This window comes from Sphingobium abikonense NBRC 16140 (genome assembly GCF_001598335.1).
Taxonomy (GTDB): domain Bacteria; phylum Pseudomonadota; class Alphaproteobacteria; order Sphingomonadales; family Sphingomonadaceae; genus Sphingobium; species Sphingobium abikonense.
The window spans coordinates 1-12170 of the sequence record NZ_BCYT01000032.1 but is presented as its reverse complement, the minus strand read 5'-3'; the positions used below and the strand labels follow the sequence as shown (position 1 = coordinate 12170).

The 12170-nt window shown below is 60.0% G+C and carries 9 protein-coding genes and 1 pseudogene; 3 read left to right on the top strand and 7 right to left on the bottom strand.

Translation table 11 applies throughout. From position 1 onward, the window contains the following. From SAB01S_RS17775 to SAB01S_RS17750, 6 genes are all read right to left on the bottom strand, one after another. Positions 1 to 625, bottom strand: a 625-nt coding sequence (locus tag SAB01S_RS17775) for a ketopantoate reductase family protein (protein ID WP_245646526.1), incomplete at its 3' end; no start/stop codon positions are given. Positions 626 to 650: 25 nt separating this feature from the next. After that, entirely contained in the window at positions 651 to 1658 is a 1008-nt protein-coding gene (locus SAB01S_RS17770) for a dihydrodipicolinate synthase family protein (protein WP_235219030.1), read from the bottom strand. Between the two features lie 7 nt (positions 1659 to 1665). Then, on the bottom strand, positions 1666 to 4332 hold the full coding sequence (ppdK, locus tag SAB01S_RS17765; protein WP_008827668.1) for a pyruvate, phosphate dikinase: 2667 nt from the start codon (positions 4330 to 4332) through the stop codon (positions 1666 to 1668). A gap of 72 nt (positions 4333 to 4404) precedes the next feature. Further along, positions 4405 to 5502, bottom strand: a complete 1098-nt coding sequence (locus SAB01S_RS17760; RefSeq protein ID WP_024018976.1) for an NAD(P)-dependent alcohol dehydrogenase — start codon at positions 5500 to 5502, stop codon at positions 4405 to 4407. Between the two features lie 42 nt (positions 5503 to 5544). Beyond that, positions 5545 to 6069, bottom strand: a complete 525-nt coding sequence (locus SAB01S_RS17755; RefSeq protein ID WP_008827666.1) for an aromatic-ring-hydroxylating dioxygenase subunit beta — start codon at positions 6067 to 6069, stop codon at positions 5545 to 5547. A gap of 25 nt (positions 6070 to 6094) precedes the next feature. Beyond that, a complete protein-coding gene (locus SAB01S_RS17750) occupies positions 6095 to 7474 on the bottom strand; it encodes an aromatic ring-hydroxylating oxygenase subunit alpha (RefSeq protein ID WP_008827665.1) in 1380 nt (459 codons plus the stop codon). A gap of 137 nt (positions 7475 to 7611) precedes the next feature. Between SAB01S_RS17750 and SAB01S_RS17745 the strand changes: the two genes are divergently transcribed. Beyond that, complete coding sequence (locus tag SAB01S_RS17745; protein ID WP_024018977.1) at positions 7612 to 8541, top strand: DMT family transporter; 930 nt, start codon at positions 7612 to 7614, stop codon at positions 8539 to 8541. Here SAB01S_RS17745 and SAB01S_RS18325 read toward each other — a convergent pair. Continuing rightward, positions 8518 to 8883: pseudogene (locus SAB01S_RS18325) on the bottom strand (transposase); the annotation flags it as partial. The gene SAB01S_RS17745 and the pseudogene SAB01S_RS18325 overlap by 24 nt on opposite strands. Before the next feature lie 769 nt (positions 8884 to 9652). Between SAB01S_RS18325 and SAB01S_RS17735 the strand changes: the two are divergent. Further along, on the top strand, positions 9653 to 10489 hold the full coding sequence (locus SAB01S_RS17735) for an IS5 family transposase (protein ID WP_024018979.1): 837 nt from the start codon (positions 9653 to 9655) through the stop codon (positions 10487 to 10489). 517 nt (positions 10490 to 11006) lie between these two features. Further along, positions 11007 to 11576, top strand: coding sequence for a DUF4142 domain-containing protein (locus SAB01S_RS17730; protein ID WP_031308889.1), 570 nt, complete (start codon positions 11007 to 11009; stop codon positions 11574 to 11576). Positions 11577 to 12170: the final 594 nt, after the last annotated feature.

Genomic DNA, 12170 nt, shown 5'->3' with positions numbered 1-12170 from the left:
AACACGTACTGGCGCTCCACGACGATGCTCCACCGACCTGAACCACTTTTTCCCAATGGACATGGACGATATCGGGAGTTGAGCGCGAACCCATGCCCGCAGCGTCGAGCGCTACGGCCATGATCCGCGTGCGCTCGCTCTCCCCGCCTTCCAGCTCGCCGAAATAGGCGGTGACGGGAACCGCCATGTGATTGAGCGCCTTGCCCGGTTCGAGCAGGGTCGCCCCGTCCATGATCGAGCCGCCGATCACCTTGTCCTTGCCAAACGCGGCCTGGAGTTTGCCTTCCTTGCCCACGCCGTTCTGCAAAGTCAGCGCGCAAGCGGTGCGATCGACCAACACCTGCGCATCGGCCAGCGCCTGATCGGTACCCTTGGCCTTGGTCAGCAGGATGTAATAGTCGATGTCGCCTTCAACCTCCTCGGGCGTTTCGACCGCGAAGAGGTTTTCGCGCTGGACGAATTGCGCCCGCACACCCGAAATACTCAGGCCATCCCGGCGGATCGCCTCGACATGGGGCTTGCGCGCAATCAGCGTGACCTTGTGGCCGCCGCGCGCCAGGAATCCGCCGATGACCGAGCCTAGCCCGCCGGCACCGTGGAAACAGAAATGCAATTGCTTGGACATGCTTTGGGATTCCCGTTGGTTCGGCTCAGGCAATGCCCAGTTCGACCAGCTTGGCCCTGATCTGCTCTTTCTTTTCCGGCGTCACATCAGCCACCGGCGGCAGGATCGGGCCAGCCTTGAGGCCAATCGCTTCGTACCAGGCCTTCACATTGGCAAGTGCGCTGGCATAGGTCGCGGTGCGGGCGATATCCCACAGGAAGTTGTCGTGATAGAATTCGCGGACTTCGCTGAGCTGATCGGAAGCGGCCCGCGCTTCCTCCCATTTTCCTTCATGCGCCAGGCGGATGTATTCCTTGGCGAAATGGCGCTTCTTGCCGTACAGCATGTAAGACAATTCACCCCAGCAAACGGTGCCGCCAAGACGCAGATCGTCGAGGAAGAAGTATTCGAATGGCTCCATCGTGTTGAAGCCTTCGGGCATTAGCTGGCGGATTTTGATTGTCTCGGCACGGCTCATGGCACCTTGTTTGACGCCGATCACGGTATCGATATCGGCCAGGCGGCGCATCAGGTCCCAGCTCAGCACGGTTCCCGAAACCGGGGTCCGGTAGAGGCAGACGGCCAGATCGGTGTTGTCGGTCAGGAACTTGAACCAGGCATAGATTTCGTCGTCGCGCTTGAGCTGCACAACCGGGTTGATCACCTCAGCCCCGTTATACCCGAGCTTCTCGACGAACTGCATCTTCTCGATCGCGGTATAGACGCTGGGATCGAGCACGATGGTCCACAGATCGAGCCGCCCGGCATTCGCCTCGGCGACGATCTCGTGATAGCGAAACCAGTCTGACGCTGAGACGTTCCAACATTCGGAGATGAACCCGCCGACGGCCAAGCCATCTACGCCCATTTCGACATATTTATCGATGTTGTAGCGGATACCGTCCACATCGAACTTGTAATCGGCGGTCATCGGGGTAATCGGACACTGATAGAAGCCCCTGACGGTCTTCGTAGCCCAAGCCTTGGCGTCCTTACGATCATATTCCATTGATGTGCACCTCATCTCGATTTGGTTCAGAATTTCAGCTTGCATCTGCCGTTCATGAAGGCGCCAGCGCCGCCTGGGCCGCAGCCAGTCGGGCAATCGGCACCCGGAAAGGCGATGCGCTGACATAGTCCAACCCGATCTCCTCACAGAAAGCGATCGTGGCCGGATCGCCGCCGTGCTCGCCGCAGATCCCCAGTTTAAGGTCGGGCCGAGTTTCGCGCCCTTTGCGCGATGCCATTTCGATCAGCTTGCCGACCCCTTCGATATCGAGAGTGACGAACGGGTCCTTGGCGATAATGCCTTTTTCCACATAAGCACCCAGGAAACGCGCCGCATCGTCGCGGCTGATGCCCAGCGTAGTCTGGGTCAGATCATTGGTTCCGAACGAGAAGAATTCCCCGCTTGCAGCGATTTCGTCGGCAACCAGGGCTGCCCGCGGCAGCTCGATCATGGTGCCAACGCTAAAGGCGATCCGCTCGCCTTTTTCGGCGAACACGACTTCAGCTACCCTGTACAGGGTATCCTTCAGTGATTCGAGTTCACGCGGCAATCCGACCAGCGGGATCATGATTTCGGGACAGACCGCCATGCCCGCCTCGCCCGCGACTTCGAGCGCAGCCTCGAAAATCGCGCGAGCCTGGATTTCGTATATTTCGGGATAGACCACGCCAAGTCGGCAGCCTCGATGCCCCAGCATGGGGTTGGTTTCCGCCAATTCGATTGCGCGATTCCGAACCTGCTCCACGTCAATACCCATCGCCCGCGAAAGCTCGGTGAACTCGCTATCCGTATGCGGCAGAAACTCGTGCAGCGGCGGATCGAGGAGGCGGATGGTGACTGGCAAGCCTTCCATGATCTCGAAGATTCGTCGGAAGTCGGCGCGCTGTTCGGGCAAAAGCTGGTCGAGCGCGGAGCGTCGTTCCTTTTCGCTGTCGGCCAGGATCATCTGCCGCATAGCGAGGATCCGACTTTCATCGAAGAACATGTGCTCGGTTCGGCAAAGCCCGACCCCTTCGGCCCCGAACCGGCGGGCCATTTCGCAATCGAGCGGGGTTTCCGCGTTGGTCCGAACCTTCAGGCGGCGATGCTTGTCAGCCCATGCCATCACCGTTGCGAAATCGCCCGAAAGTTTGGGCTGGATTGTCGGTAGTTCGCCCAGGAACACTTCGCCGGTCGAACCGTCGATCGTAATGAATGCGCCCTCTTCGAGCCGCTGGCCGCCGATCTCGGCGACCCGCGCGACCGGGTCGATCTTGAGACTGGCGGTGCCCGCCACGCATGGCCGGCCCATACCCCGCGCGACCACGGCCGCGTGGCTGGTCATGCCGCCGCGCGCCGTCAGAATGCCGGTTGCGACGTGCATGCCATGGATGTCGTCAGGCGACGTCTCATGCCTGACGAGGATGACCTTCTCTCCAAATTCGGCCCACCGTTCCGCTGTTTCCGCATCGAATACCACACCCCCCGAGGCTGCCCCGGGCGAGGCAGGCAAACCCTTTCCGAGCAGCACCCGCGGCGCATTCGGATCGAGCGAGGGGTGAAGCAACTGGTCGAGCGAGGCCGGGTCGAGGCGGAGCAGCGCGGTCACTTCGTCGACCAGGCTCTCTTCGACCATGTCGACGGCAATCTTGAGCGCGGCCATGGCAGTGCGCTTGCCCGAACGGGTCTGAAGGAGGTAGAGCCTGCCGCGTTCGACTGTGAATTCGATGTCCTGCATGTCGCGATAGTGGCGCTCCAGCAGTTCGAACACCTCAGCAAGTTGAGCATAGGCCTTCGGCATCGCTTCCTGCATTGAGGGAAGCCGCGCACCTGCGGCTTCGCGGGCAGCCCTGGTCAGATACTGGGGCGTGCGGATGCCGGCGACAACATCCTCACCCTGGGCGTTGGCCAGCCATTCGCCGTAGTAGGCCTTCTCGCCGGTTGCAGGGTTGCGGGTAAAGGCGACACCGGTAGCGCTGGTCTCGCCAAGATTTCCGAACACCATGGCCTGGACGTTAACCGCCGTGCCCCAATCTCCGGGGATATCGTTCAGGCGCCGGTAGACCTTGGCTCGCGGTGAGTCCCATGAGAGGAACACCGCCTCGATTGCCGTCCAGAGTTGTTCATGTACATCCTGAGGAAAGGCCGCGCCGTGATGGGCAAGCACGAGATCCTTGAAGGTCGCGATCAGGCCGCGCAGATCGTCCACTCGAAGATCGATATCCTCATCGACGCCGCGATCTTCCTTGATGCGGTCAAGGGCTGCCTCGAATACGCCATGCTCGATTTCGAGCACGACACTGGAATACATCTGGATGAAGCGGCGATAACTGTCGAGCGCGAACCGCTCATCCCCGGAGGACTGGCCCAGGCCGGTGACGGTCGCATCATTGATGCCAAGGTTGAGGATCGTGTCCATCATCCCCGGCATGGATACCCGCGCTCCCGAACGCACCGAGACCAGCAGGGGATCGCGAGGATTGCCGAACGTCTTGCCCGTCGCCCGTTCGACCAGCCCCAAAGCAGCCGAAACCTCATCGCGGATGCGATCAAGTGAAGCTCTGCCGTGGTCAAGATAAGCGAGGCATTCGCCGGCGGAGATCGTGAATCCAGGCGGGACGGGCAGCCCGATCCGCGCCATCTCGGCGAGGTTGGCCCCCTTCCCGCCCAGGACGCGCTTGTCGAGGTCAATCTGACCTGCGACCAGAACGCCGGAACCGAAGGGAAACACACTCGACATTGTTAAATTCCTGAGGTTCAGGTGCAGGTCCAAGGCGGCGCAATTCGATTGGTGCGCCGCCCCAGAAGCGATCTACATTTTGAGAATGGCCTTGATCGCCTTGCCGGTCTTTTCGGTATCCTCGACGGCCTGGTTGATCTGGTCGAGATCATAGAAGGTGCAGAGCTTCTCGAACGGGAACAGCCCGGCCTTCTGCATCGCAATCAGTTGCGGGATGAAGACCTGCGGGGTGCTCGATCCTTCGACTACGCCACGCAACTTGCGGCCAAACAGCATGTTGTTCATGTCTAGCGAAAATTCGGTGCCCAGCTGCGCCCCGCCGACCACTGCGGTTTCACCCATGTTGTGCGTGCTGTCCACCGCCGAGCGCAGCACCGCTGGAATGGCGGTAGTATCCATGGCATAGTCGGCGCCGCCACCGGTCATCGCGACGATCGCTTCCTGAGCGTTGACCGTGTTGGCGTCGATCACATCGGTGGCGCCCAGTTCACGCGCCAGTTCCAAGCGGCCTGCGTTGCGGTCAACCGCGATGATCTTGAGGCAGCCCGAGGCCTTGGCGGCCATCACTGCGCTGAGGCCCACCGACCCGGCCCCGAAGATCGCGATCGAGGAGCCAGGTTCGGGACAAAGCGCATTGAGGATGCTGCCCGCCCCGGTCTGGATGCCGCAGCCCAGTGGGCCCAAAAGTTCGATCTGTGCGTCGTCGGCAACCTTGACGCAGTTGTTTTCCGACGCGATCGAATAGGTCGCGAACGAGGATTGCCCGAAGAAGCAGGCGTTGACCTCTTGGCCGTGGCGGGTAATCGGCGTCGAACCATCCAGGCGGCGGCCCATGAAATTGAGCGGGAACAGGCTCGGACAGTAGGCCTGATGCCCCTTGAGGCACGATGGACAGGTGCCGCAATAGCTGAAGGAGAGCACGACCTTGTCGCCTGGCTTGACAGTGGTCACGCCGCGTCCGACCTTTTCGACAACGCCCGAACCTTCATGGCCCAGCACCGCCGGCAGCGGCGTCGGGTAATATTGATCGCGAACCGTCAGGTCGGTATGACACATGCCAGCTGCAGCAACCTTGACCAGCACTTCGCCGTCGCGCGGATCCTCGATTGAGACGTTATCCAGAACGAATTCACCACCCTGACGCTCAATAATTGCCGCGTATGCGTCCATTATTTCTCTCCCGTTTCCTGATTTCTATTTGATCGAATTTGCTTATGCGAAGAAATAGAGATTCTTGTCCTGCACGACGCGCGCGTCGATATTCAGCTTCCTGCTGAATACCTTGAAGCCGCTGTCTGTTTTCCGCAGCTTGTCTTCGCGTCCCAGCGTGTGCACGTAAACTTCGCTCTGTCGGCGATTGCGGTGCACCAGAACATTGGAGAACACCTCGAATTCAAACGGTGCAATTTCGAATGCTTCGACATTGGTAACGAAATAGCGGATTCGTGATGGCGGATCTTCCATCCATACCTGGCCCGTCAGCAACCGGTCGACCCGCTGCTGCAGCTCGGCATAGTCATCGTTGTAGATTGCGGCATCCCCCGGGGTTGGATCCGGGCGGCGGTCACGTGCAAACCGCTGTTCGTAAACTGGCATCCAGTAATGGATATCTTCGGCGATTACAGTATCGAACCATTGGCGATATTGCTGGTTTTGCAACATCCGCACCTCGGCGGAATAGTGACTGACGATGGCATGATGCAGTTCCATGCCTACGGGCTTGCGTGTTTCGGTCATCTTGCGGTCCAGATTGCTGTCGGGATCAGTCTTGCGGCTCGGCTTGCTTCGCCGACAGACGTTCAGGCCAGAAATTACGGTTGGTCCACATTGCATCCCAGGTATCGTCATTGGCCCGGATGGCGGCCCAATCTGGCGCATCGAGAATTTCTTGCCAGAAACGATAAAAGCCTCGATACGAGGTTTCGCCGATGAAGCTGACCCCGACAATTCCTGGATAGACGGGGTGCGGCCCTTCGCGGTCCTTGCCCATGCTCGAATTCATCCGCCCCTTTCGGGTGATGATACCGTTGTTGTTGTAGGTGGCCGACGACATGTTTTCGCCATCGTCGCTTTCGAGCGTTCCCGCCGTACCAAATGAACGGATCGCTTCGCGCTGGATCGACCGCTTAGTTTCGGTGTCGGCATTCTTCGGCACCATGGTATAGGTCCAGACCTCGATTTCATGCGGCCCGCGCGGATGCCAGATCTTGAAGGTGTTGGTTCCGTAGAGGAACGAACAGTTGGGGAAGATCGACGTATTCCAGTGACCGACATAGAGCCGTTCGCGCTCCGGCCCGAATTTTTCGCGAATTCCGCCCCGCGTCTGCTCGAGATATTTGACGTACCCGTCGCGCTTGACGTGGATCGCAGTCGCCGCATTATCGATCAGGCCAAACCCGTGGCCATGCCGCATGGTGAATTGCAGACCAAGGTCGTCAAACGGCATGTCGGCGCGATTGCCCGACAGGCCAGCCAGCTCGCCCCCGATCATCTGGAGAGCGGCGGCATGCGTCCAGCCCACGTGATACCCATCGCCGACGAAGTTCTCGGTCGGGACTTTCCAATTGCAGGCGAGGGTGCTTTTCAACGGCGGCCCGACCAGTTCCAGACCACCGTCCGGACCGTCCCAGATCGTATCGAGGTACCAGCAGAAGTCCCCCAGATAGTCCTCAAGCGATGGCGCTTCGGGATCATGGCAGCCGAAGATGAAGCCCTTGTAAGTTTCGACCCGGATCGGCGCGAGCCCTAGCTTGGATTTGTCGAGATCGCTGTGATAGCACCGCTCTTCCATCGGAACATCGACGAGCGAACCATCCTGACCGAAAACCCAACCATGATAATTGCACACGAACGCCTTGGCGCTGCCGCTGTCAGCATGACAGATCTGGTTGCCGCGGTGCGTGCAGGAATTGATGAACGCCTTCAGCGAACCGTCCGGCTGCCGCGACAAGATGACACGGTCTTCTGCCATGTACGTCGTAATGAAGTCGCCCGGTTTGGGAACTAGCGAATCATGCCCGAGCATGAGCCAGCATCGCGAGAATATTCGCTCCAGCTCCAGCTGATAGACATCTTGATCCCAGAACACCCGGCGAGACTGGCTCGCACCGGCGTTATCGACGAGTGCCGACGATCCATTCATCGCATCGCTCCCATGCTTTTTGTTACGAGTGCCGCATAGTCGATTCGTGCTATACATGCAACGCGATGCACCATATGCAAAACCTACCGTTGGCGCAAGGACGATTCTCAAGGGGCGTTTGTGGGGAGAATGTTAGGTTGCAAGATGCCGATAGCAACACGTCCAGCATCCTTGGTCTTGGGTCCAGGCTCTGGCAATCACCAGCCCTATTGCTGTGTCTGGCCTCGTTCTTTTGGGCCCTGAATCCGATCGTCGGGCGGGCGGCCAAGGACTTGCTCTCACCTGTGACTCTGGCGTTCTGGCGGTGGGTGGTGGCGCTGGTCTTCGTGCTCCCTTTCGCTTGGCGGCACCTCCGCGACGACCTGCCCGCCATTGTTGGCGGCTGGCGGTTCCTTGGGCTCCTCGGGGCTGTAGGGGTGGGGCTGTTTTCTTTTCTCGTCTATCAAAGCCTGCAGTTCACCACCGCGACCAACAATCTTCTGTTGCAATCGACCATGCCGGTGATGACCCTGCTCATGCCAGTTGTGCTGTTTCGGGAGAGGGTGCGCCCGATCCTCCTCGTTTGCGCACTCCTTTCGATCACCGGAATCGCGTGGATCATGACCAAGGGGCATCCCGACTATCTGCGCTGGGATGCGCTGAACCGAGGCGATCTGCTCGCCATCATTGCGGTTTTTCTCTATTCCGCCTATGCCACCTTCCTGCGCCGCGCACCGGCGATGCACCACCTCAGTTTGCTGGCTGTCCTGTTCGGGGTCGGGATCGCGGCTTTGAGTGTGCCCTATGCCTGGCACCTCTGGTGGGCTGGCCTGACCGTGGCTTCACCTGCTGCGCTCGCATCGCTGCTCTATATCGGGATATTTCCTTCGCTGCTGTCCTACGCGCTGTTCAATCGCGCGGTCGCCTTGGTCGGCTCGGGCCGCGCGGGGGTCTACATGAACCTGCCATCGGTGCTCGGGGTCCTGATGGCCGTACCTCTGCTTGGAGAACGGTTCGCAAAATACCACCTAATCGGTTCGCTGTTGGTGGTTGCATCAATCCTCTTATCGCGTCGGGTCAAGACATAAGGTCAATGAGGCCCTGGCTGCTGCGGCGTATAGCAGAGCAGTCGCGGAATTTATGGTTCGCTCAAAGTCCTTGGCGAGGCGTCGGTTTCGATTGCTCCATGCGAAGTTCCGCTCGACGACCCATCGCCTTGGATGGACGACGAAGCCGGTCTGATCGGCGAATTTCCGGACGATTTCGACGGTCATGGCGGTAGCGTTGCGGACGCGATCGCTGTTGTAGGCGCTGTCGGCGAAGATATGTTCAACGCAAGGGTGGCGCTGGCGCGATTGCTTGAGCAGCGGCACAGCGCCATCGCGATCCTGCACCTCAGCGCTATGGACCAGCAAGGCGAGTGTCCGGCCAGGGCTTGCGGCCAGACAGCGCGCCCATTCGCCTCGTCCAGCGCGTGGCTGGAATTAGGCCGAGATTTGATGAACCGGACGATCTCCTTGGGACTAAAACTGAAGGCGTTGGCACGTCGCTTCCAAGCCGCGCCTTCATGGCGGCGTCGGCGGCGTTGAAGTCATTACAGAGAAGTACACGCGCGAACCGCGCGATGAGCGGACGCGTCGCGGAGCAGGCGCGTCTATTACCCTGGCGTATCCGGCGAGCTGATCGAGGAGCTTCACCACGCCCGCGGCTCCCGTCTCAGCGGGATCGCTCGACGCTTCGCCGGTGACGACTACTGCTACCGAGCGGGCTGCCGGTTTGGCGGACACCGAGATAGGTTCAACCAGGCTACGCCAGCTTCCCGTTCGAAATCTATGGGGCTGAGATAGCCAAGGGTCGAGTGCCGCCGGGTCCCCGCCTTGCGCCTGCTCAGGCGATTGGCGACGGGGCCATGAAGACCGCGCGCGATCGGGGCGAGAGCGCGCGAATGGTAGGAACGATTGGGGAGGCGTCGCGCCAGCTCGTCGCAGATCTGATCAAGACGGGGGATCGATGGACAATGAAATCGGCTGCGTGCCTCCGGCGCCGGAGGCACGCGATAAGAACCGCCGCCGCTAATTGCATCGAGAGGACCGCAATTGGCTATGCTGATATCAAAGCATATTTCAGAGCCCGATCCGAAAGTTGTTGAGCAATACCAGCATGTTGTGATTCACGCCTCTTTGCGACAAGAAGGAGTGGATGGTGGCATGGACTGGTATTGCCCGGCGTGAGCATAGTCGGGAAGGTTTGCGATATCCATCGGATATGACGGACACGGAGTGGGTGCTGGCAGCACCTTTCGTTCCACCGGCGAGGCGAGGTGGCCGACGCCGGACTACCGACATGCGCGAGGTTCTGAACGCGATGCTGTACATCGCGGCAAGCGGGTGGGCGTGGCGGCTTCTGCCGAAGTGCTTTCCTCCGGTATCGACGGTGCGGCGCTATTTCTATGCCTGGCGCGATGCCGGTCTGTTCGACGCGATCAACACGGTGCTGGTCATGAACCTGCGGGAAATCGAAGGGCGTGAAGCTTCGCCCAGCGCCGGAGTGATCGACAGCCAATCGGTCAAGACCACCGAAAGTGGCGGAATCTCGGGCTATGACGCGGGCAAAAAGGTGAAAGGCCGGAAGCGACATATCCTGACGGACACCTGCGGCTTCCTCATCTTCATCCTCGTACATGCCGCCGATATTCAGGACCGAGATGGGGCCGTCGATGTGCTGGCAGCCATTCGCAAACGGTTTCCCTGGCTGCGACACATCTTTGCCGATGGCGGTTACGCAGGCGATAAGCTACGATCCGCCTTGGTTGGCATGGGCAAATGGACGATCGAAATCATCAAGCGATCGGACAAGGCGAAAGGCTTTCAGGTGCTGCCCCGCAGATGGGTGGTCGAACGGACTTTTGCCTGGCTCGGGCGCTGTCGTCGGCTCGCAAAAGACTGGGAGCGATCCATAGCCTCGTCCACCGCTTGGGCCCTCGTCGCCTCAATCCGCATGCTCACGCGCAGAACCGCAAGGCTTTGTCAGAATTGAGAAACTTCCGAATCCGGCTCTTAATCCCGACGCTCACCGTGGTACCGCTGCCTTGGATGTCAAATCCTCACAGTGCAAGGTTCGCGCGGCAATTAGTCTGTCGCGAGTTCGATTGTCGCTGTCTACCCGCCCCATACCAGCAGGTAAACGCCTTGACCTGACGCACTCAACTGGCCCGGTCGGACATCAGTGATATGCGCGCGAACAACTAAATTACCTACCCGCTTATTATCGACCGCACGAGCGATCTTTGAGAGAAGCTTGTCATGGTCGAGGATAGTCAGCGATAACGGGTATGGCGAAAAGAATGCGACCATGTCCGAGCTGGGTGCGCGTCATGTCGCTGAGCTGCTGGCGCTGCGGATCAGGCGGCCGATCGCCGACAAAGGTCTGCCCCCCGCCGTCACGCGCCGGGCCGATTTACCCAGATTAGACCCAAAAAGGGAACCGTTCCGTTTCCTTATCGTTTGAGCCGTTGATCTTGGTCAATGTCTAACAAAACCAACGGATGATTTCGATGAAGATTGCGATATTTGCCGCGCTGCTTACCCTGGCGCCAGTTCCGGTGTTGGCTCAGGCTGTTTCGCCGGCGACTTCGGGAACGATGACCAGCGCCGACATCGGCGTCTCGCCGATCGCAAGCCAGAGTGGACCCAACTACGTGCTCGCCGCGGCCGACGCCAATCTTTACCAGATCAAGGCGTCGCAGCTCGCCGCGACGCGCGCGCAGCGTGATGACGTCAAGGCCTATGCGAAGCGCGTTCTGGCAGAGACGCAAAGTAGCCACAAAGCGCTGCTGGCGGCGTTGAAGAACGATCAGCGCACGATCAAGGCGCCGTCCTCGACCCTTTCCGCCGACCGCGCTGCCCTCCTCAAGCTGCTCCAGAAGGCGCCGAAGAGCGCTTTCGACAACCTCTATCTCACCCAGTCGGCGCAGGTTCAGCAGGATACCTGGGCGGTGCATAAGGGTTACGCACAGGACGGAACCGACCCGGCGCTGCAGCAGGTCGCCGGTACCGCGGTCCCGGTGCTGGAGAACGAGCTCGCCACCGGCAAGTCGCTGACCCCCACCGGGCTTGCAGGATAGGTGATACCCGCCGGGCCAGGTCGACGCAGCCCCCCAGACCTGGTCCGGCACCTGTTTACTGCCATTGATGCTGCGGTTGTAGCCGGCGGCATTGCTCGCCTGATCCGGCCAGCAGAGATGCTCCATCACTGTCAGCAGCCGTAACGGCCGATACGTTTGCTGCCCCAGTAAGCATTCGCCAGGTTGGGCCTGAGATCTTCGAAAAGCGCTTGCGCGAGAGCACGTCCCTCTTCGGTGAGCGAGGAGAGCTTCTGCCGACGATTGCGCTCCCCGACACGCCCGCAAGGTCACCATCGCTGATGGTGTGGCTGCGCGGCGACATTTACGATGGCCGGTTCAGCGGCAACTATGATGGCCGGTAGGATCGGTTGTCTGGCCTGATCGCAGGGAGGGGCGGAGCCCCGACCGGAGAGCAGGCCAGACAACCGATGGCGATCTTTTCTCCCCTGGGCGGGAGTGCGGATCGGGCTGCGGCGAGCGGTGGTATCGGAACACTCATCGAACATTGAAGCGATGGGTTGCGATGCCGGGCCACCACCTTTCCGATCAGCAGGTATTTCTTTTCATGGTTGAACGTCGCCATCACACCCAGTC